Source organism: Lapidilactobacillus gannanensis, assembly GCF_003946675.1.
GTDB lineage: Bacteria > Bacillota > Bacilli > Lactobacillales > Lactobacillaceae > Lapidilactobacillus > Lapidilactobacillus gannanensis.
Genome location: NZ_RHOT01000009.1, coordinates 16,178 through 39,134, shown reverse-complemented (window position 1 = coordinate 39,134; position 22,957 = coordinate 16,178). Strand labels below are relative to the sequence as shown.

The 22,957-nt window shown below is 41.6% G+C and carries 18 protein-coding genes and 1 pseudogene; all 19 read left to right on the top strand.

The features are described from left to right. Positions 1 to 49: 49 nt before the first annotated feature. The 19 genes and pseudogenes from rpsB to hemW all read left to right on the top strand — a co-directional run bounded on the left by rpsB (position 50) and on the right by hemW (position 22,697). Complete coding sequence (gene rpsB / locus EKM81_RS03895) at positions 50 to 844, top strand: 30S ribosomal protein S2 (RefSeq protein ID WP_125648708.1); 795 nt, start codon at positions 50 to 52, stop codon at positions 842 to 844. A gap of 283 nt (positions 845 to 1,127) precedes the next feature. Continuing rightward, positions 1,128 to 2,006: a translation elongation factor Ts gene (gene tsf, locus EKM81_RS03890; RefSeq protein WP_125648705.1), complete on the top strand. Its 879-nt coding sequence runs from the start codon at positions 1,128 to 1,130 to the stop codon at positions 2,004 to 2,006. Between the two features lie 449 nt (positions 2,007 to 2,455). Next, positions 2,456 to 3,181: a UMP kinase gene (gene pyrH / locus EKM81_RS03885; protein WP_125648702.1), complete on the top strand. Its 726-nt coding sequence runs from the start codon at positions 2,456 to 2,458 to the stop codon at positions 3,179 to 3,181. Between the two features lie 2 nt (positions 3,182 to 3,183). Then, the gene (frr, locus tag EKM81_RS03880) at positions 3,184 to 3,744 is read left to right on the top strand and encodes a ribosome recycling factor (RefSeq protein WP_125648699.1); all 561 of its coding nucleotides are present in this window, start codon (positions 3,184 to 3,186) and stop codon (positions 3,742 to 3,744) included. A gap of 31 nt (positions 3,745 to 3,775) precedes the next feature. Beyond that, on the top strand, positions 3,776 to 4,513 hold the full coding sequence (locus EKM81_RS03875) for an isoprenyl transferase (RefSeq protein ID WP_225420168.1): 738 nt from the start codon (positions 3,776 to 3,778) through the stop codon (positions 4,511 to 4,513). A 16-nt stretch (positions 4,514 to 4,529) separates the two neighbouring features. Continuing rightward, the gene (locus EKM81_RS03870; protein ID WP_125648696.1) at positions 4,530 to 5,324 is read left to right on the top strand and encodes a phosphatidate cytidylyltransferase; all 795 of its coding nucleotides are present in this window, start codon (positions 4,530 to 4,532) and stop codon (positions 5,322 to 5,324) included. Between the two features lie 48 nt (positions 5,325 to 5,372). Then, entirely contained in the window at positions 5,373 to 6,641 is a 1,269-nt protein-coding gene (gene rseP, locus EKM81_RS03865) for an RIP metalloprotease RseP (RefSeq protein WP_125648693.1), read from the top strand. 85 nt (positions 6,642 to 6,726) lie between these two features. After that, entirely contained in the window at positions 6,727 to 8,445 is a 1,719-nt protein-coding gene (locus tag EKM81_RS03860; RefSeq protein ID WP_125648690.1) for a proline--tRNA ligase, read from the top strand. A 108-nt stretch (positions 8,446 to 8,553) separates the two neighbouring features. Further along, complete coding sequence (locus tag EKM81_RS03855) at positions 8,554 to 12,870, top strand: PolC-type DNA polymerase III (RefSeq protein ID WP_125648768.1); 4,317 nt, start codon at positions 8,554 to 8,556, stop codon at positions 12,868 to 12,870. A gap of 953 nt (positions 12,871 to 13,823) precedes the next feature. Next, entirely contained in the window at positions 13,824 to 14,297 is a 474-nt protein-coding gene (gene rimP, locus EKM81_RS03850) for a ribosome maturation factor RimP (RefSeq protein ID WP_125648687.1), read from the top strand. 17 nt (positions 14,298 to 14,314) lie between these two features. Continuing rightward, positions 14,315 to 15,448, top strand: a complete 1,134-nt coding sequence (gene nusA / locus EKM81_RS03845) for a transcription termination factor NusA (protein WP_125648684.1) — start codon at positions 14,315 to 14,317, stop codon at positions 15,446 to 15,448. Between the two features lie 14 nt (positions 15,449 to 15,462). Continuing rightward, the gene (gene rnpM / locus EKM81_RS03840; RefSeq protein ID WP_125648681.1) at positions 15,463 to 15,762 is read left to right on the top strand and encodes an RNase P modulator RnpM; all 300 of its coding nucleotides are present in this window, start codon (positions 15,463 to 15,465) and stop codon (positions 15,760 to 15,762) included. Then, positions 15,759 to 16,073 carry a YlxQ-related RNA-binding protein gene (locus EKM81_RS03835; protein ID WP_225420167.1) on the top strand — a complete coding sequence of 105 codons (315 nt, stop codon included), beginning with the start codon at positions 15,759 to 15,761 and terminating at the stop codon, positions 16,071 to 16,073. The genes rnpM and EKM81_RS03835 overlap by 4 nt, the downstream gene beginning before the upstream one ends. 16 nt (positions 16,074 to 16,089) lie before the next feature. After that, positions 16,090 to 16,227 (top strand): annotated as a pseudogene (locus EKM81_RS11640) (translation initiation factor IF-2 N-terminal domain-containing protein); the annotation flags it as partial. 99 nt (positions 16,228 to 16,326) lie between these two features. Beyond that, entirely contained in the window at positions 16,327 to 19,059 is a 2,733-nt protein-coding gene (infB, locus tag EKM81_RS03830) for a translation initiation factor IF-2 (RefSeq protein WP_449813740.1), read from the top strand. 16 nt (positions 19,060 to 19,075) lie between these two features. Then, on the top strand, positions 19,076 to 19,432 hold the full coding sequence (gene rbfA, locus EKM81_RS03825; protein WP_125648676.1) for a 30S ribosome-binding factor RbfA: 357 nt from the start codon (positions 19,076 to 19,078) through the stop codon (positions 19,430 to 19,432). Between the two features lie 217 nt (positions 19,433 to 19,649). Continuing rightward, positions 19,650 to 20,555: a tRNA pseudouridine(55) synthase TruB gene (gene truB / locus EKM81_RS03820; RefSeq protein WP_125648673.1), complete on the top strand. Its 906-nt coding sequence runs from the start codon at positions 19,650 to 19,652 to the stop codon at positions 20,553 to 20,555. Positions 20,556 to 20,575: 20 nt separating this feature from the next. Continuing rightward, positions 20,576 to 21,553, top strand: a complete 978-nt coding sequence (gene ribF / locus EKM81_RS03815) for a riboflavin biosynthesis protein RibF (RefSeq protein WP_125648670.1) — start codon at positions 20,576 to 20,578, stop codon at positions 21,551 to 21,553. Continuing rightward, on the top strand, positions 21,540 to 22,697 hold the full coding sequence (gene hemW / locus EKM81_RS03810) for a radical SAM family heme chaperone HemW (protein WP_125648667.1): 1,158 nt from the start codon (positions 21,540 to 21,542) through the stop codon (positions 22,695 to 22,697). The genes ribF and hemW overlap by 14 nt, the downstream gene beginning before the upstream one ends. Positions 22,698 to 22,957: the final 260 nt, after the last annotated feature.

The following is a 22,957-nucleotide window of genomic DNA, read 5'->3' as shown; positions in this document are numbered from 1 at the left end:
GCGGATAAAGCGAGCTAAGTGGCGGAATAAAACATTAGGAGGCTTTATCATGGCAGTATTATCAATGAAGCAATTACTAGAAGCAGGGGTTCACTTTGGTCACCAAACTCGTCGTTGGAATCCAAAGATGAAGCCATACATTTTTACAGAACGTAACGGTATCTACATTATCGATTTACAAAAAACTGTAAAAATGGTTGATGACGCTTATAACTTTGTCAAGGCTGTTGCCGCTGACGGTGGTGTTTTCTTATTTGTTGGTACTAAGAAACAAGCACAAGAAGCAATCGCTGAAGAAGCAACTCGCGCTGGTCAATTTTACGTTAACCATCGTTGGTTAGGTGGTACTTTAACTAACTGGAATACCATCCAAAGCCGGATCAAACATTTAAAAGATATCAAAAAGATGAGCGAAGATGGTACTTTCGATCTTTTACCAAAGAAAGAAGTTTCCCTCTTACGTAAGGAACAAGAAAAACTTGAGAAATTCTTAGGCGGTATCGAAGATATGCCTCGGATTCCTGATGTGATGTTCATCGTTGACCCTCGCAAAGAACGGATTGCTGTTAAAGAAGCTCAAAAGCTGAACATTCCAATCGTTGCAATGGTTGATACTAACACTGATCCTGATGATATCGATGTTATCATCCCTTCAAACGATGATGCTATTCGTGCCGTACGTTTGATTACTGCTAAAATGGCTGATGCTGTTATCGAAGGCCGTCAAGGTGAAGACCAAGGCGCTGACGAAGCACAACCAGAACCAGCAGCTAAAGCTGGCGACGAATCAATCGAAGAAATTGCAAATCAAGTTGAAGAATCAACTCCTGACGACGCTGAATAATTTCCCGTCAATGAATTAATTGGCATTCGGAAGAGTTTGAATCAAAACCTGGTTTTGGTGCAAGCTCTTTCTTTGTCAAAATAATGGTTTGATAAATTAGTGTGGGCAGAGCGCCAAAAGTTCGCTGCCCCTCACAACTGGATATAATCGTGTTCAGAACAGCAAATGACTATGCCCAACTTGAATAATTGCTCGATCGGTTGCACCGCTCAATCAATTATCCAAAGTTAGGCTACGTCAAAAAATCGCTGTTCTTCACAACTTAAATTTGGAGGTCATATACATGGCAAAAATTACTGCTGCTCAAGTTAAAGAATTACGTGAAAAAACCAGCGTTGGGATGATGGATGCTAAAAAAGCATTGGTCGCTACTGATGGTGACATGGAAAAAGCAATTGATGTTTTACGTGAAAAAGGTATGGCTAAAGCTGCTAAGAAGAGTGACCGTGTTGCCGCTGAAGGTTTAGCACAAATCGCTGTTAGTGGTGATACTGCAGCTATTATCGAAGTTAACTCAGAAACAGATTTCGTTGCAACCAATGACAAATTCACAACCTTAGTTGGTGAAATTGCTGATGCGATTGCTGCGAACAAACCAGCTGATAACGAAGCTGCTTTAGCATTACCAATTGCTGACGGCACAATTGCTGAACGAATCACTGGCCTTACTGCTGTAATCGGTGAAAAAATCAGCTTACGTCGTTTCCAATTAGTTGAAAAAACTAACAGCCAAAACTTCGGTTCATACTTACACAATGGTGGCCAAATTGCTGCTTTAGTTGTGATTGAAGGTGCTGATGAAGAAACTGCTCGTGACGTGGCAATGCACGTTGCTGCAATCAATCCTAAGTACGTTTCTCGTGAAGACGTTCCTACAGAAGTTTTGGATCACGAACGTGAAGTTTTAACTGAAGAAACTAAAAACGAAGGCAAGCCTGAAAAGATTATCGCTAAAATCGTTGATGGCCGCTTAAACAAGTTCTTGTCAGAAATTAGTTTAGCTGATCAAGAATTCGTTAAAGATCCTGACCAAACGGTTGCTAAATATGTTGCCAGCAAGAACGGCAAGTTAGTTAGCTTCACTCGCTTTGAAGTTGGCGAAGGTATTGAAAAACAAGCCGATAACTTTGCTGAAGAAGTTATGAGCCAAATTAAAGACTAATCATTGTAAAGGCATTCAAAAAATACAGTCATCCTGAATGGGAATGACTGTATTTTTTGAATTTTTTCATAGAATTACTAGTGCATAGTAGAATGAGTTTAATGAGTAGGAACTAAGCGAGGTGTGTAGTAAATAATCATATAACCAATTTGAAAAATAAGTAAAAATTGTTGTAGTGGCAGTTCACTAATGATTGCCCTAGATATTGTTTATCAATGGTTAGCTAAAAACGATTGATGGTCACTGTGTAATTTAAAACAGTATCAATTTGGTCAACTGTTGGTGCGGATCGGTTAACAGAGAGTATGATGTTTCTGAAACCCAAGGCGAATTTTCATTTAGCGTCGCTACTTTTTTTAATTGTCAGCCGAACCAGCACAATTTTCTTAAAAATTTCCGATGACATATGGTAGAATGTTATTTAGCAGACTACGGAGGCTAAAAAAATTATGACAAATGTTAAATATAAACGAATTGTATTAAAATTAAGCGGTGAAGCGCTGGCTGGGGAAAAAGGTTTTGGTATCAATCCGCCAGTGATCAAGGTTATTGCCAAGCAAATCAAAGATGTTCACGATTTAGGTGTTCAAATTGGGATCGTTGTTGGTGGCGGTAATATTTGGCGTGGTGAAACTGGTGCTGAAATGGGCATGGATCGGGCGCAGGCTGATTCTATGGGCATGTTAGCTACAGTGATGAACGGATTGGCCTTGCAAGATGGTTTGGAAAGTCTTGGCGTTGAAGTTAGAGTGCAAACTGCCATTGAAATGCGGCAGGTTGCCGAACCATATATCCGGCGGCGGGCAATTCGTAATTTAGAGAAAAATCGAGTTGTTATTTTTGCTGGTGGTACTGGTAATCCTTACTTCTCAACAGATTCAGCTGCAGCTTTACGTGCTGCTGAAATTGATGCGGACGTTATTTTAATGGCCAAGAACAACGTTGACGGGGTATACTCAGCTGATCCTAAGTTGGACCCAGAAGCTGTAAAATTTGAACAATTAACACAATTAGATATTATAAATAAAGGCCTTAATGTCATGGATTCAACTGCTAGCAGTTTATCAATGGATAATGATATTCCAGTCGTGGTATTTAATATGAATGAACCTGGGAATATCAAACGTGTCGTCGAAGGCGAAAATATTGGTACAACTATTGAAGGAGGTAAATAAACATGGCAACAGATCCAACAATTGAAAAAGTAAAAGAAACAATGGTGAAATCTGAAGAAGCACTTAAGCGTGAGTTGGCTAATATTCGTGCCGGTCGGGCTAACGCTTCTTTGTTGAACCGAATCAATGTTGATTACTATGGTGCGCCAACACCCTTGAACCAAATGGCGGCCATCAATGTCCCAGAACCACGAGTTTTAATGATCAAGCCTTATGATAAGTCTTCATTAGATAACATCGAAAAAGCAATTTTGGCATCTGATCTAGGGTTAAATCCAGCGAATGATGGCGATGTTATTCGGTTGGTTATTCCCCAATTAACTGGGGAACGCCGCCAAGAATTAGCCAAGGAAGTGGGCAAAGATGCTGAAGGCGCAAAAATTGCCGTCCGAAATATTCGGCGCGATGCCTTAGAAGTTATTCGTAAACAAGAGAAAAACAGTGAAATTTCTGAAGATGATCTTCATGATTTAGAAAATCAATTACAGCAAGTCACTGATGCGTCAATCAAGTCAATTGATGCCATTGCTGCAACAAAATCTAAAGAGATTACTGAAGGCTAGAACGAGTTAAACTAACAATGGAGCTGATCATTTGACCACTACTAAAGGACATTTTCCAGAACATATTGCAATTATCATGGATGGCAATGGTCGTTGGGCCAAGGCTCACCATCGTCCGCGTGCATTTGGTCATAAAGCGGGGATGGATAATGTTAAGACCTTAACCAAGGCCGCTAGCCGGATGGGTATTAAGGTCTTAACACTTTATGCCTTTTCGACAGAAAATTGGAAACGACCAACTGACGAAGTTAATTATCTGATGCAGTTACCAATTGACTTTTTCAATACTTTTATTCCTGAATTAATGGCGGAAAATGTTAAGGTCAACGTCATGGGCTTCTTGGAGGAATTACCGGAAAAGACGCGTCAGGTCACGTATCAGGCAATGGCTGATACCGCTGATAATGATGGCATGATTTTAAATTTTGCCTTAAACTATGGTAGCCGTGCCGAAATTACAGCTGCCGTTCAGCAAATTGGTCGGGAAGTTGCCAATCAAAAGCTTGATCCAGAGACGATTGATGAGGCAACAATTAGTCAGCATTTAATGACGACTAGTTTAGGCGCTTTAGCTGATCCAGATTTGTTGATTCGGACTAGCGGCGAATTGCGGTTGTCGAATTTCTTGCTGTGGCAATTAGCTTATAGTGAATTATATTTCAGCGATGCTTATTGGCCAGATTTTACGGCTGATGAATTAGCTTCAGCAATCGCTGTCTTTCAAGGCCGAGATCGTCGTTTCGGTGGTTTAGCAACAGAAAAAAAGTAGAAGGCAGGAAATTTTCATGAAGCAACGCGTAATCACAGCGGTAGTCGCTTTAATTATTTTTATTCCGATTATTTTACTGGGTGGAGTTTGGATTGATGTTGCCGCAATTCTTTTGGCAATCATTGGGCTCTCCGAAATTTTCATCATGCGGAAACGAATCATTATTTCACCAGACTTTTTCATTTCAAGTTTGGGGATCATTGCGCTAGTGTTACCAGATGGCGCTTTTGAACATTTACCGAAATACTTAAATCGATTTGATATTTTTGCGATTGCAATTGCGTTGTTATTAATCGTGACCGTTCTGACGAAGAATCGAACCAATATTGATGACATTGGGATCAATACTTTAGCCATTGTTTACATTGGCAATGGTTTTCACTCCCTGGTTGCTGTTCGTGGAGCGGCTGGTGGCCTGGCCTTGTTAGGCTATATTCTCGTGGTAATTTGGGCGACGGATATTGGCGCTTATTCATTTGGTCGTAAGATTGGCAAGCATAAACTTTGGCCAGCAATCAGTCCTAATAAAACTTGGGAAGGGAGTATTGCCGGTACGCTGTGTGCATTAGCAGGTGCTGCGATTTATTTATACTTCTTCCCAGTTGGTTATCACAATTACTTCTTGATGTTATTAGTCACTTTAGTTTTCTCAATCTTCGGCCAGATGGGTGATTTGGTTGAGTCAGCTTACAAACGTTATTATGGTGTCAAAGATTCAGGTAAAATTTTACCTGGGCACGGTGGTATCTTAGACCGGTTTGATAGTCTATTATTTGTTTTGCCAATGATGCATTGGTTTGGTTTACTTTAATTTGAACGGGTCAATTGTTGAACTACACATCGACTGAGGAGTGTTTTCTTGAAAACTGTTATTTCTTTTTTAATTATCTTTAGCATACTAGTTGTAGTTCACGAATTTGGCCATTATTTTATGGCACGCAAGTCGGGAATTCTGGTCCGTGAATTTGCAATTGGCTTTGGTCCAAAAATGGTCAGTTGGCGGCGACATCACACGACTTTTACTATTCGCTGGTTGCCAGTTGGTGGTTACGTGCGGATGGCTGGCGCCGAGGATGATGATTCAGCGATTGAGCCTGGGACGATGAGTACCATCCAAGTTAATGAGCAAGGCCTCGTTGATCGCATTGATATTAGTGAAGGTAGTGGCAACCTTTCTGGAATTCCCTTACAGATTGGTCAAGCCGATTTAGTTGATCAGTTAACCATTTCTGGTAATGAAAATGCAGATCCTGATCAGCCACGCCATTATCAAGTTGATCATGACGCGTTAATCGTTGAACGTGATGGTACCGAAGTTCAAATTGCGCCGCGCGATGTCCAATTTCAGTCAGCAACAGTTGGCCGGCGGATTTTAACCAACTTCGCTGGGCCATTCAATAATTTTATGTTGGCGATCCTAGGCTTTATGCTGGTAGCTTTTTTGCAAGGCGGTGTTCCCAGTAACAGTAACCAGATTGGATCAATTGAACCAAATTCTGTAGCTGCGGTTGCTGGTATTCGGCCTAATGATGAAATTGTTAAAGTCAATCAAACTAGGACGCCAGATTGGAATAGTCTGGTGGCAGCCATTCAAACTAAACCTGACCAGAAAATAACTGTCACGATCAAGCGCGGCCAACGTCAATTAACTACCAGCCTAACGCCAAAAGCAGTTAAGGAATCTGGGAAGAGTTATGGACAAATTGGTATCATGACCAAAGTTGATCGTTCAATCCTTGGTAAAATCAAGTATGGTTTTACGGCAACTTGGTCAATGGGAAGTCAAATTCTGAAAGTATTAGGGTCATTCTTTACTGGTGGCTTTAGTTTGAATAAACTATCCGGTCCAGTTGGTATTTTCAAGAGTACTTCCCAAGTTGTAGGTGCTGGGTTCACTAATATTGTTTGGTTCCTGGCAATGTTGTCCGTTAACTTAGGCTTGGTCAACTTAGTACCAATTCCTGGTCTTGACGGCGGCAAAATTCTTTTAAATCTGATTGAAGCTATTCGTCGCAAACCAATTCCAGCTGATAAAGAAGGTATTGTTACTTTAATCGGTGCTGGTTTCTTAGTATTACTGATGGTTGCTGTCACTTGGAATGATATCGTCCGTTATTTTATTAAATAGTAAAGTGTTCATCACAGTTGGCATCTGAGTGCCACTGTACATAGATTTAGGGGTCAGTTAGACTTATTTGGAGGAATTATTTAGTATGAAACAATCACAAATGTTTATCCCAACTTTGAAAGAAAATCCGGCTGACGCTGAGGCTCGTAGTCATCAGTTAATGTTGCGGGCAGGTTACATTCGTCAAACTTCCGCTGGTATTTATTCTTATTTACCTTTGGCAGTTCGAGTGTTACAAAAGATCGAAGCAATTATTCGTGACGCAATCAATGAAACTGGTGCCGTTGAAGTCTCACTACCGGAGATTATTCCGGCCGATTTATGGCGTGAAAGTGGGCGCTATGCAACTTACGGTGAAAATTTGTTTAAGCTGAAAGATCGCCATCAACGTGACTTTGTCTTAGGACCAACTCACGAAGAAACAATCACTGACTTGGTTCGCCATGAGATCCGATCATATAAAAAATTACCCTTAACTTTGTATCAAATTAAGACGAAATTCCGTGATGAAGATCGCCCACGCTATGGTTTATTACGTGGCCGTGAGTTTATTATGTACGATGCTTATTCTTTTTCAGCTAATCCGGCTCAATTAGATGATATTTTTGATAAACAAGAACAAGCTTATCGGACCATCTTTGACCAAGTTGGTTTGAATTATCGCATGATCATTGGCGATGCTGGTGCGATGGGTGGCAACGATTCTCGTGAATTTTCCGCGATTGCAGAAATTGGTGAAGATACGATTGCTTACAGTGACAATAATGCCTATGCTGCTAATCTGGAAATGGCTAAAAATCAAGATGATTATATTCCCGTACAGGAACAAGCAGCCGAATTGACCAAAGTCGCGACACCAAATGTTGGTAGTATCGAAGATGTTGCTAATTTCTTAAGTGTTGTGCCGCAAAAATTAATTAAAAGTGTTCTATTCATGGCTGATGGTGAACCTGTATTAGCTTTAATTCGTGGTGACTACGAAATCAATAACGTTAAGTTAAAGAATTTCTTGCAAGCTGACGCATTAACTTTAGCTTCTGAAGCGGAAGTTCAGGAATGGTTGCAAGCACCTGTAGGTTCAGTCGGACCTGTTAAAATCAATGATAAAATTCGTTTAGTTGCTGATGAAACAGTTATGAATTTAACAAACGCTGTGACTGGCGCTAATGAAGCTGAGCATCATTTCTTAAATGTTAATCCTGGCCGTGATTTCGAAGTTGCTGCGGATCAGGTGACTGATTTACGGGTTGTTCGTGAAGGTGATTTGGCGCTTGACGGGAAGAGTCGTTTACATTTCACTCGCGGAATTGAAATTGGTCATATCTTTAAACTAGGTACACGTTACACCAAGACGTTTCAGGCTACTTTCTTAGATGAGAACGGCCGAGAACAACCGCTGTTAATGGGTTGTTATGGAATTGGTGTTTCGCGCTTACTTTCAGCAATTATTGAACAACATTCTGATGATCATGGCATTATTTGGCCGCGGAATGTCGCACCATTTGATGTTCATTTGATCCCAGTTAATATTAAGAAGCAAGAACAGCTTGATGTTACTGCTGAATTAGAAAAAGTATTACATGATGCTGGCTATACTTATTTGACTGATGACCGCAATGAACGGGCTGGTGTTAAATTTGCTGATAGTGATTTGATCGGCTTACCACTTCGAATTACAGTTGGTAAGAAAGCTGCTGACGGTATTGTTGAAGTACAATTACGAGCAACTGGTGAGAAACTTGAAGTGAAGAAGGAAGATTTAGTTAACGTTATTCAAATCCTCTTAGCAAAAACAGAAGCATAGGTTTAACCTTTGAGTTTGGACTGAATTTTTCTGTCCAAACTCACTTTTTTAGTTGGGAAACGATGGTTTAGTAGTAAAGGAGTAACTCATTTGGCAGAAACAGATTTAATGGCGACCCTTTTAGAACAAATTAAGTGGCCCGACGCACAACAACATTTCTTTGCGGCTGGTGTTTTACAACAGCTAACAGTTCATGAAGCTTCAAAACGTTGGACGTTTACTTTAGAATTGGCACAGATTCTTCCCTATGATATTTTTAAACAATTTTTACAGCAGCTGACGACAACCTTCACTGATATTGCCACTGTTGAACTACAACTCAAAGTTAAACAACCACAAGTTACTCAAGAATTAATTAGTGATTATTGGGTTTACGTGCTGAGCCAGACTGGTTTGAAGTCGCCAATGATTAACGAAGTTTGCCAGAATCAAGTACCAGAATTAGTTGATCAACGTTTAATTTTGAATGTCGATAACGAAATTGTTAAGAGCTTTGTTGAGAAACAAGCTTTGGGACCAATTCAGGAGTCATTTGAACGGGTTGGCTTTCCGGCATTGAATTTCAAGATTGAACTGGATGATTCCAATGTTCAAGAAAAAATCGATGACCTGAAAGCTAAACAGGCTAAACGTGATCAGGAAATTGCTAAGAAAGCTGCCACCGTAATTGCTGAAAAGAAACAACAGCAGCAGGCACAGAGTAATCAAGGCGAAGCACCAACTGAAGCAATTCTAGGTGGTGGCGTCAATCCTAAATCACCACTGATTACTTTGGACCAAATTGATCAAGAAGAACGCTCGGTTTATGTGCAAGGTTATGTGTTCAATAGTGAAATTCGTACTTTCAATTCGGGACGCTCACTATTAACTTTGGAGATCACAGATTATACATCTTCAATTATGATCAAAGTATTTTCACGCAAACGTGGTGATGATGCGGCAATTTTCGAATTGTTCAAAAAAGGAATTTGGGTGCGCGCTCAAGGAAGCGTTCAAAATGATCAGTTTACTCATGAGTTAGTTTTGAATGCCAATGAAATGGAAGAATTTCAGCATCCAGAACCAGCGGAAGCTTATCAAGGCGAACAAAAGCGGGTTGAACTACACTTGCACACAAATATGAGTCAAATGGATGCGACCAATAGTATTGGTGACTTTGTTAAACGTGCCAAGTCTTGGGGCCAAACGGCGATTGCCTTAACTGATCATGTCGGGGCTCAGTCTTTCCCAGATGCACATGCAGCAAGTCAGAAGTTAGGCGTTAAAATGCTGTATGGTGTTGAGGTCAACTTAGTCGATGACGGTAATAATATTGCGTATAATTTGCGCGATGAAGTTGCTGATGCAGGTGAATACGTGGTTTTTGACGTGGAAACAACGGGTCTATCGGCGGTTTATGATACGGTCATTGAAATTGGGGCCGTAAAGATGAAGGATGGCCAAGTATTGGCCCGCTATGATCGTTTTATTAATCCCGGTCATCCCTTATCGGCAACCACGATCAATCTAACCAATATTACGGATGAAATGGTTCAAAGTGGTGAAGATGAAGCGACGACTATCAAAGAGTTTATGGACTTTGTTGGCGATGATGTGGTTGTTGGCCACAATGTTACCTTTGATATTGGGTTCATGAATGCGGCTTTAAACCGTTTGGGTCGTTCTTCAGTGCATAATCCAATTGTGGATACTCTGGAAATGTCGCGTACTTTACATCCTGAAAATAGTAATCATAAATTGGACACCTTAGCCAAACGTTATAATATTGTTCTGGAACATCATCATCGAGCTGACGCTGATGCTGAAGCAACGGGACTGCTGTATTACGCGCTACTGAAAGAATTAGAAAATAAATTTGGCACTACCAATATTAATCAGCTTAATGATCATGTCGGTGATGGTTCGGCCTACCGTCAATCCCGTCCGCACCATGCTATTTTGATTGCACAAACGCAGCCTGGTTTAAAGAATTTATTTAAAATCATTTCTGATTCGATGGTTAAATATTTTTATCGGGTGGCGCGAGTGCCTAAGTCATTGCTGAATGAATATCGCGAGGGCATTATTGTTGGCTCCGCTTGTGACTCCGGTGAGGTCTTTACCAGCATGATGCAAAAGGGCTATGAAGATGCTCGGCAGAAAGCCAACTATTATGATTATCTAGAAATTATGCCTAAAGCAGTTTATCAACCACTGATTCAGAAAGAATTGATCAATGATGATGCCGCTCTGGAGGATATTATCAAAAATATCGTTAAGCTCGGCGAGGATCTTAATAAGCCGGTGGTCGCAACTGGCGATGTTCATTATCTAGATCCTCATGACGCAATTTATCGAGAAATTTTGATTCGTGCTGACAAAAGTAATCCTTTAAGTCGGCAATTGCTGCCAGATGTGCATTTTCGGTCGACAGCGGAAATGTTAGCTGATTTTGCTTACTTAGGTGCTGACAAGGCCAAAGAAGTCGTCATCACCAATAGTAATAAAATCGCTGATTCGGTTGATGGCGATATTACCCCGGTGAAAGACAAACTTTACACGCCACATATGCCAGGTGCCGAGGAGGAAATTCGTTCTTTGGCAATGAACAAGGCCTATGATTTATACGGCAATCCCTTGCCACAATTGGTTAAGGACCGAGTTGAAAAGGAGCTTAAATCAATTATTGGTAATGGTTTCTCGGTTATTTATTTAATTGCCCAGAAATTAGTGTTTAAGAGCCGTAAAGATGGTTACTTGGTTGGTTCCCGTGGTTCGGTCGGTTCCAGTTTCGTTGCGACCATGACTGGGATTACTGAGGTTAATCCATTACCGCCCCATTATCGTTGTCCGAAGTGCAAGTATAGTAAGTTCTTCACTAAAGGTGAGTATGGCTCTGGTTTTGACTTGCCCGATAAGAACTGTCCTAATTGTGGCACTGAATTAGTTAAAGATGGTCACGATATTCCTTTCGAAACTTTCTTAGGTTTTAAAGGGGATAAAGTTCCCGATATTGATTTGAACTTCTCTGGTGACTACCAGCCAATTGCCCACAACTATACCAAAGTTTTGTTCGGCGAGAAATTCGTGTTCCGGGCCGGCACGATTGGTACCGTTGCTGATCGAACGGCCTATGGCTACGTTAAGCATTATGAGGAAGTTAACGACCGTCATTTTCGTGGTGCCGAGCTTGATCGTTTGGCCTCTGGTGCCACTGGTGTTAAGCGTACCACTGGTCAGCATCCGGCCGGCATTATCGTTGTGCCTGATGACATGGATATTTATGATTTCACGCCGATTCAGTTCCCAGCGAACAAAACCGATGCAGCTTGGAAGACCACTCATTTTGATTTTCATTCAATTCACGATAATATTCTCAAACTAGATATTTTGGGCCATGATGATCCAACCATGATCCGGATGCTCCAAGATTTATCTGGTGTTGATCCGGTTACCATTCCAACTGATGATCCACAAGTTATGTCCTTGTTCTCTGGGACTGACGCACTGGGGGTCACCCCAGAACAAATCAATTCGAAAACGGGTACTTTAGGCGTACCGGAATTCGGGACGGCTTTTGTTCGCGGCATGCTTGAAGAAACGCATCCCAGTACTTTCGCGGAATTACTGCAGATTTCTGGTTTGTCTCATGGGACTGACGTTTGGTTAGGTAATGCCGAAGAGCTGATTCAACAAGGGGTGGTTACCTTGAAGGACGTTATTGGTTGTCGGGATAACATCATGATGGATTTGATTCACTGGGATGTTGATTCACAGCTAAGCTTTCAAATCATGGAGCATGTTCGTAAGGGCCGGGGAATTCCTGATGAATGGCAGGAAACGCTAAGAGCCAATGAGAGTGTGCCTGATTGGTACATTGATTCTTGCTTAAAAATCAAGTACATGTTTCCTAAGGCCCATGCTACGGCCTATATTTTAATGGCACTGCGGATTGCCTACTTCAAGGTCTATTTCCCAATTATTTATTACACTTCATATTTCAGTGTGCGGGCCGATGATTATGATTTGGTTGCCATGAGTCATGGTAAGGAAGCCGTTAAAGCACGGATGAAAGAATTAACCGATGAAATTAATGAAAAGGGTAAAGGTCGCGCGGTTAAACAGGCTAATCTGTTGACGGTTCTGGAACTGGCCAATGAATGTCTGGAGCGGGGCATTGAAATCAAGATGGTCGATATTGAAAAATCTGATTCCGATGATTTCCAAATCATTGACGATCACACGATTTTAGCGCCATTTAAAGCTATTCCTGGGTTAGGCGCGAACGTTGCTAAACAAATTGTTGCAGCACGTGCTGAACGGCCATTCTTATCGAAAGAAGACTTGGCAACTCGTGGTAAAGTTTCCAAGACTTTGATTGATTATTTGACATTGAATGGCGTCCTTGATGATTTGCCCGATCAGAATCAGTTGTCGCTGTTTTAGATGGTTCTTGGTCGCGTCCTAGTTGAGGAACGGCAGGGGTCTAGCAATTTGATGGTCTTAAAACTGAATTAGTGCCAAGACTTCCCCAATTAGGGGTTGGTGGTGGCTGGGCGATTTAGAGGGCGTGGAGCATGGTGGGCATTGATTTGAGCTTATTGCTGCGCAACAATCTCAAATACAAGCCTTATTCTAACCGCTGAAGCGGCAAGAATAATTTCACCATTGACGCCAATCGCCCAGCCACCACCAGGATAAACTAACGGAACTGATCGCCACTGTTTAGAAAATCAGATTGGGGTGAACTAATAGTTTGATTGACAAGTTTTCTGGAGTTGACGAAATCAGCATGTTACAGAACTGGAAAGTGATGATCAATTAGACTATTTTGGTCTTACTGTTCAAATTTGATCGCGGTCTAACAGAGTTGATTAGCTTCACAATAACTGCCTCAACCACTAATAATAGTGAAATGAACTAACTCAACTCCAGACGGAATGGAGGGCGTGGTTGTCAGCCAATGGCTTTTATTTGAGCCCGAGCTTGCGAGTAGCAGCCAAATTCTCGTTGGTGCTTTAGCACTTACGAGAAGACTTGTATTTGAGACTTTGTGGAGCAAAGGCTCAAATCAATGTCGGCCGCGTTCCACAACCAGCAAGCCCGCAATGGAGTCAGAACCAATTCTGTTTCAAAACTTTGCTAGGTCTTAGCTTTTGTGGTGCTGAAACGTGTTCGGAGCGATAGACTGCTATGCCTAATTTAATTATTTGCTCGATCGGTTGGCACCGCTCAATCAAATAATCGAAATTACGCTACGCAGTCTGACCATCACTCCTCACACTCTTTGATAGTTGGCAGTTTTCAGAAACTATGCTATAATAAGTTCATGAATTGGTTCGAGTGAGCAGAGATGCTCACTCTTTTTATTGACCGATTTCCTGAAAGGAGGTTTAGTCTTGAGTTCAGTCATAGAAACCGTTCGGTCGCTCGTTATGCCGATTCTCAATGCTAACCATTTTCAATTAGTAGATATTGAATACCAAAAAGAAGGTCAAAGCTGGTACTTACGGCTTTATATTGATAAACCAGGTGGAATTGATATTGAGGAGTGTGTCACAGTTAGTGATGCGCTTAGTGAAAAACTTGATTCGTTAGATCCTGATCCAATCCCGCAAGCTTATTTCTTGGAGGTGTCGTCTCCAGGTGCTGAACGACCATTGAAGAATGAGCAGGACTATCAGAATGCTATTGATCAATATATCCACGTTTCCCTTTATCAAGCAATTGACAAGCGTAAGGTCTTTGAAGGCTATTTGCGTGAATTATCGGATCAAGAATTGAAACTGGCGTATCGTGATCGTGGCCGCGCTAAAAGTGTCGTTATTCCGCGGAAAAATATTGCACAAGCACGATTAGCGATTGAATTTTAACAAGGAGACATCGCATTATGAACGAAGAAATGCTCGGCGCGCTTGACGCGCTGGAAAAAGAGAAGGGCATCAAAAAAGAAGTTGTGATTGAAGCAATTCAAGCAGCTTTGATTTCAGCCTATAAGCGTAATTATGGTCAAGCTCAAAACGTTGATGTGGAATTTGATCAACAATCAGGGAATATCCATGTTTATGCAGTCAAAAAAGTTGTTGACGAAGTTGCTGATGATCGCCTAGAAATCAGTTTGACTGATGCATTGAAAATTAATCGGGCTTATGAAGTTGGCGATGATATCAAACGTGAAGTCACGCCAAAGAATTTTGGTCGAATTTCTGCGCAAACAGCCAAGCAAGTCATTATGCAACGGTTGCGTGAAGCAGAACGTTCTAAGATTTTCAATGAATATACGCAGTATGAACATGAGATTATTCAAGGAACAGTTTTGCGGCGTGACAACAAATTCATCTATGTTGATTTAGGTGATATTGAAGCGGTCATGGGTAAGCAGGATCAGATTCCTAATGAGGACTATCAAGTTCATGACCGAATCAAAGTTTTTGTTAGCAAAGTTGAAAACACGACTAAGGGACCACAAGTATTCGTTTCTCGGACGAATCCAGAATTAGTGAAACGCTTATTCGAACAAGAAATTCCTGAAGTTTACGATGGTACCGTCGAAATTGTTTCGATTGCTCGTGAAGCTGGTGATCGTTCCAAGGTTGCGGTTCGTTCGACTAACCCTAATGTTGATCCAGTCGGAACTTGCGTTGGACCTAAGGGACAGCGAGTTCAGGCAATCGTCAATGAATTAAATGGCGAAAATATGGATATTGTTAAGTGGGAAGAAGATCCATCAGATTACATTGCTAATGCGTTAAATCCAGCCGAAGTTATCGCGGTTCAATTTGATCAAGAGAAGCGTGAATGTATGGTGATTGTTCCTGATTATCAACTTTCCTTGGCCATTGGTAAACGGGGTCAAAATGCCCGGTTAGCCGCTAAATTAACTGGCTTTAAGATTGATATTAAACCAGAATCAGAAGTTGAATTTGTCAGTGATGATGACGAGACTGCTGATGAAGGCGCTGATGCTGATCAAACAAGTGATCAGACTGATGCAACAGCCACACCAACTGATTCTGAAGAATAGTGGGTGAGAAACAAATGAAAAAACGTAAGATTCCCATGCGACGAGATATTTTAACCAATGAAATGCGTCCCAAGAAAGCATTAGTTCGGATCGTGCGCAATAGTGACGGTGAAATTAGTTTGGATCCAACTGGTAAGAAGCCCGGTCGTGGCGCCTATGTCTCATTAGATCCAGTTGCTGTTGAACAAGCTAAAGCCAAACATTTATTAGATAAAACGTTTGGTCAGCGAATTGATGCTGAATTTTATGATGAGCTTTACGCTTATGTTGATCACCAGAAGGCGCGGCAAGAATTGTTTGGTGATCAAGGATGACCACAGGAATGAAGCCACAACAACAAGTTTTGCAACGTTTGGGTTTAGCTCGACGGGCGCAAAAATTAGTTTTGGGTGAAGAATTTGTGGTAGCCGCAGCACAGAAACAGCAACTAGCGTTGATTTTTTTAGCTAGTGATACTGGAACAAATACTTATAAACGAATTAAAAACAAAGCAAATTTCTATCAGATTCCCTTGATTGAAATTTTCACTGCAGATCAATTATCACAAGCAATCGGCCAAGCACGTAAAGTTATTGGTGTGACAGATGCCGGATTTGCTAAAGGTATGGTGGGTTTGATGCAGTAGTTGAGGAGTGTGAAATATGGGGAAAACACGCGTATATGAATTAGCGAAAGAACTTAATATTCCTAGTAAGTCAGTTATTGGTGAAGCCAAGGCGTTAGGAATTGATTTGAAGAATCACATGTCGACTTTAGATGATCAGCAAGTTGGCCAAGTAAAAAGTCATTTGGCTGGGGGGACAACCACTGTTGCCAAGAAACCGGCACCAGTCGCTAAACCAGCAGCAAGTCATCAGGATACAACTGCTAAGAAGCCAGTGGCTAAGCCAGCAACGACGAAACCAACAACTAGTCAGACAGCTAAACCAGCTGCGAAGACTAGTGAACATCAACAACATGATGATGGTAAAACTAAAATCAAAATTACTTCAATTCGCCGCGAATTTAGTCAAGATACTAAGAAGACTGAACGTCCTAATGGCAATCGCAATTCACAAAATCAAAATAATCATCGCCGTGAAAATAGCCAAAATCAGGTTAATAATCGGAACAATGATCGTCGACCAAATCATGCTAATAACACGGTTAACAACAATAATAGTGGTAGCACTAATAATGCAAACAATGCTAGCCGTTATAATAACAACGGTCGGCCACAAAGTCGTTACAATAACAGCACCAATAGTAATCGTAACGACAATAATCGGAACAATGATCGTAATCGCAATAACAATAATCAACGTCGTAATCAAAATAACGCAAGTACTGGGGCACCACGTCCAGCTGTTAATGCCGGGTTACGTCATTTGCAACAATATAAAGAACAGGCTGCACAAACGCAAGCTTCAATCAAGCAGGAACGTGATGATGAACAACGTCGCTTGAAGCGGCAGCGTCAGGAACGTGCAGAAGCTGCCAAGAAACGGGCTGAGCAGGCTAAACAGCCACGACCAGCCACGACTAATAAGAGCCATAATAGCAACAGCAATGGCAGCACTAATGGTAACAATGGTAATAATAATTATCGGCGTCCAGTAGCAAAGCCAGCAGCTGCTAAACCGGCTACTTCGGCAGCACCAGCGCAACCGCAAAAGAATGATCAATCACGTGAAGAAAAGAAAAAGGTTTATACGCACAGTGCACCTTCACGTCAAGATCGTAATTTTGGTGGTAATAATAATCCTGGTAGCAGCTACAATCCGAATAACCGTAAGAAAAATAAGCGGAAACAACGGGCGCAACAACGTCATCAAGTTAAGAAAGTCATGCCACAACGTAAAGATCGGCCATTGCCAGAAACATTGGTCTACACTGACGGGATGAACGCGCAAGACTTAGGGAAGTTATTGCATCGCGAACCAGCTGAGATTGTTAAAAAGTTATTCATGCTAGGCGTCATGATCAACCAAAATCAGTCACTTGATAAAGATACGATTGAATTATTAGCGACTGATTACGGTATCAATGCCCAACAAAAAATTGAAGAAGATTTATCAGATATTGATAAAATCTTTAACGAAGAAAACAGTAACCAAGATCATTTGGAATCACGGCCACCTGTTGTGACAATCATGGGTCACGTTGACCATGGTAAGACTACTTTACTAGATCGTCTCCGTCATTCCCACGTTACTGCCGGTGAAGCTGGTGGGATCACGCAGCATATTGGCGCTTATCAAGTTAAGCTTAAAGACCGTGTTATCACCTTCTTAGATACGCCTGGACATGCGGCCTTCACTAACATGCGGGCGCGTGGTGCTGATGTCACCGATATTGTTGTCTTAGTTGTTGCCGCAGATGATGGTGTTATGCCACAGACTATTGAAGCCATTAACCATGCGAAAGCAGCTAATGCGCCAATCATTGTTGCAGTTAATAAGATCGACAAGCCTGGCGCAAATCCTAACCATGTCATGGAACAATTAACTGAGTATGAATTGATTCCTGAATCATGGGGTGGCGATACTATTTTTGTAGAAATTTCTGCAAAAATGGGGACTAATATTGATGAACTTCTGGAAATGATTTTACTAGAAGCTGATATTCTTGAATTGAAAGCTAATCCAAGTCAGAAAGCAGTCGGAACCGTTTTGGAAGCTCGTTTGGATAAGGGCAAGGGGCCAGTGGCGTCATTACTTGTCCAACAAGGGACTTTGCATACAGGTGACCCAATCGTTGTTGGGAATACTTTCGGACGAGTTCGGGTTATGACTAACGATCATGGCCGTCGCGTTAAGGATGCACTTCCATCAGAACCAGTCGAAATTACTGGGTTAAATGATGTGCCTGATGCTGCTGATCACTTTGCGGTCTTTGAAGATGAAAAATCTGCACGGTCTGCTGGTGAAGAACGGGCTAAACGCGCACAATTAGTTGAACGTAGTAAATCTCACCGTGTTACCTTAGACAACCTCTTTGAAACGATGAAAGAGGGCGAACTTAAGGAAATCGATGTCATTATTAAAGCTGACGTTCAAGGTTCTGCAGAAGCATTAGCTGGCAGTTTACAAAAAATCGATGTTGCCGGCGTTCGGGTCAATATCATTCATCAGGCTGTTGGGGCCATCAATGAAAGTGATGTTACTTTGGCTTCAGCAAGTAACGCCATTATTATTGGCTTTAATGTACGCCCAACACCACAGGCTAAGGCTCAAGCTAAGACTGAAAACGTTGATATTCGCTTGCATAACGTTATTTATCGGGCAATTGATGAGATTGAACATGCTATGAAGGGTATGTTGGAACCTGAATACGAAGAACAAGTCACAGGTGATTTAACTGTTCGGGAACTCTATAAGGTTTCTAAGCTAGGAACAATTGCTGGTTGCTATGTTAATAACGGCAGTATTCAACGTAATTCCGGTGTTCGTTTGATTCGTAATGGGATCGTTATTTACGACGGTAAATTAGCTTCCTTGAAACGCTTCAAGGATGATGTTAAAGAAGTTGGTCAAGGCTTTGAATGTGGTCTTACAATTGAAAACTACAACGATATTAAAGTTGACGATCAAATTGAAGCTTATGTTATGAAGGAAGTTCCAGCCAAATAAGGCAGGAGGACTGAAAATGAAACATCGTATTGGTCGTGTTGAACAAGAAATTCAGCGGGAAGTCAATGACATACTTTTAAAACGGGTCCGTGATCCGCGAGTTGAAGGTGTGACTATTACTGGCGTTGGACTTACTGGTGATTTACAACACGCAAAAATTTATTACAGTATTTTATCCAATGCTGCGTCGGATGCTGAAAAAGCACAGGCTGGCTTAGATAAAGCAACTGGCTTGATTCGTCGGGAGCTCGGTGCTCGGATTAAGATTTATAAGATTCCTGATCTGACTTTTGTCCAAGATGAATCAGTTCGTTACGGCGAACATATTGATCAATTGATTAATCAATTGCATCAGCAAGAACGCGAAAAATAAGAGTATGCTATTACAAAACGGACAATTCTGCTGAATTGTCCGTTTTTTACGTTGGGTTAAAGCAGCTGTTGTTTAAAATCAGTGTCAATTGTTAAATTTTTTTTACTGTTGGCATCAGCACTAATGTACAGTTGCTTTTTATGGGTTGTTAGGGCCAGGCCTTATTATTGAACAAGTTGTGCTATACTAAAACTATTAAATTTTAGGGAGTTACAGCATGAACGGAATCATTCCACTCTATAAACCACGGGGCATGACTAGTGGCGATTGTGTTTACAAATTACGAAAAATTCTGCATGAACGACGAATAGGCCATACGGGTACATTAGACCCAGATGTCGACGGCGTTTTACCGATTTGTGTTGGTCAAGGTACCAAGTTAGTTAATCGTTTGTTGGCCGGTGGCAAAATTTATCAAGGTGAAATTACTTTAGGATTTGCGACAACGACTGAGGATTTAAGTGGTGAGGTCATCAAGCGAGTCGAACTAAATCAAGCACCTACAGCGACAGTCATTAATCAGGCACTCAGTCAATTAACGGGGGCAATCAAACAAATCCCGCCGATGTATTCAGCGGTTAAGGTGGCTGGTCGGCGCTTGTATGACTATGCTCGTGCTGGAGAAACCGTTGAACGTCCGGTTCGACAGATTGAGGTGAGTCAGTTTACTCGCACATCGCCAGTGACTTTTGATGCGTCTAACGGTGTTGCTCGGTTTAATTTCGAAGTCCATTGTTCCAAGGGGACCTATGTGCGTACGTTGGCAACTGATTGTGGGGTTATTCTCGGAATCCCGTCAGTTATGTCAGCCTTGACTCGCCTTGAAAGTGGTGGCATTGATTTAAAACAGACTGTGACCTTAGCTGAAGTAGCGACCGCTGTTGACCAGCAACAATTAGCAACAGTATTATGGCCCTTAGAGCAAGTTTTGGCTAATTTACCCCAGGTTGACTTAACAACTGAGCAGTGGGAAAAAGTCAAAAACGGTAACGCCTTAAGCTTAACTTGTACTGCGCCAGAGGTGGCCTTAACATACCAACGAAAAATTAAGGCGATTTATCAAGCTAGTGTTGATCAAGCACAGCTATATCGTGCCCAAACAATGCTACTACAAAACGATTAACAGAGAAGGAGTTTCTTGCCTTGCAAGTGATTCAATTAAAATATCCAATTAATTTGGTGTCAACCAATTCGGCGGCTAAGGTAATGGCCTTAGGTTTCTTCGATGGAGTTCATCGGGGCCATCAAGCAGTCATTAAGCGTGCTGTTAAAATTGGTCGGGAAAAACAATTACCTGTAGCAGTAATGACATTCAACTTGTATCCTGGGATTGTCTTTAATAAGGTCAAGGCCAGTGAATTCACTTATCTGTCTACCATTACGCGTAAGGCCGAATTGATGGCTGAGCTAGGGGTCGATATACTTTATGTTGTTGATTTTACACAGGCAGTTGCTAGCTTACAGCCACAAGATTTTGTCGATAAATTTTTAGTTGCCTTAGGTGTTAAGGTAGCAGTTGCTGGTTTTGATTATACTTATGGTCGACCAATTGAACGGGCGAATATGGCTGCATTACCTGGCTATGCTCAGGAAAGATTTACAGTAGTGACAGTTGCGGAACAGACCTATCAGGATCATAAAATATCTTCAACAGCCATTCGCACTGCTTTGACAGCGGGGCAGGTTGATTTCGCTGATCAGTTGTTAGGTTACCCCTATCAAACACAAGGTGTCGTCGTTCACGGTGAGGCTCGTGGCCGTGAGCTAGGCTATCCGACTGCGAATATTCAACCAACAGATAATCAGCGTTGGCCGGGCATTGGTATTTATGCAACGGCGCTGCAAGTTGCCGGAAAATGGTATCCAGCGATGACATCAGTCGGGCGTAATGTGACATTCGGTGATCATCGTCCGGTAACAGTTGAAGTTAATATTCTTGATTTTAATCAAGATATTTATGAACAAACGGTTAATCTTCGCTGGTATCACTATTTGCGTGGTGAAGTGAAGTTTACTAGCGCAGCCGGCTTAATCGCCCAACTCCAACAGGATGAACAGGACACACGTGATTATTTCGCGACTCAGCCAATTGAGAAAGAGGCCAATTATGACCGGACGTAAGCAACCGCAAAAAGCCGCCGTTTATATCCATATTCCCTTTTGCAGTCATCTTTGCTATTATTGCAATTTTAATAAAGTATTGCTTCAGGGACAACCGGTTCAAGCTTACTTAACGGCGCTATTAAAAGAAATTAAGTTGACTTTAGCACAGCATCCCGACACAGAAATTGGCACGATTTATATTGGCGGTGGCACACCTAGTGCACTTACTGTTCCCCAGTTAGACTACCTCCTGACCGGTTTAAACGAGTTGCTGCCGATTCATGGGCAAGAGTTCACCTTTGAGGCGAACCCTAATGATTTATTAGGCCAAGAAAAACTTAATTTGCTCCAAGCAGCAGGAGTTAATCGCCTTAGTATTGGTGTCCAGTCCTTTAATGATGATGTGTTAAAAAAAATCGGTCGCACGCATACCGCTGCTGAAGCTAAACAGGCGGTTTTTAATGCGAAAACAGCCGGGTTTGATAATTTATCAATTGATTTGATTTATCGTTTACCTGGGCAAGATACCGTTGATTTTAAAAACAGTTTGACTCAGGCTTTGGCATTAAAAATTCCCCATTATGCGACGTATTCCTTAATTTTGGAACAGCGAACGGTCTTCTATAATTTAATGCGGCGTGGTAAGTTGCAGCTACCATCGCAAGATATGGAAGCTGATATGTATCAATTAGCTATGGATATGTTTGCTGAACACGGGATTGAGCAGTATGAAATTAGTAACTTTGCCAAACCAGGCTTTCAGTCACAACATAATTTAGTTTATTGGCATAACGAACATTATTTTGGCTTTGGTGCGGGGGCATCAGGTTATTTAGGTAATACCCGTTATCAAAACTTTGGTCCAATCCAACAATATCTCAAACCACTGCAGCGCGATCAATTGCCGATTTTAACAACTGAAAATATTACCATCGACCAGCAAATTGAGGAACAAATGTTTCTTGGACTACGATTAAATGCTGGGGTCAGTAAGAAACGATTTGAACAACGTTTTGGCCGTTCTATTCGTGCAGTTTATCCGGAGGTAATTCCTAAGTTGCTCGCGGAAGATTTGATTTCTGAGTCAGCAGCGGCATATACGTTGACCCCACATGGTCGTTTCATTGGTAACGATGTTTTCGAGGAGTTTATGTTAGTTTAAAATGTGATGATCAGCCCGAGAATACGACAAAAGATGGTTAGCCAATAATGGTTAATGAAAAAACGTATGACAAAAGACAATTAGCTGGTGCACATTAACGTAAAATACCGAGCAATTCTGCAATAGAATTGCTCGGTATTTTGCGTTAAGCAGCGCCGAGAACCAATTGCCTTTTGAGCACTTGTTTCAGCAACTAAAGTAGGGGGTATTTTTGTCTGATCAGGCAAGATTTACGAGGGTTGCGAAGCTGTCCTACGTTA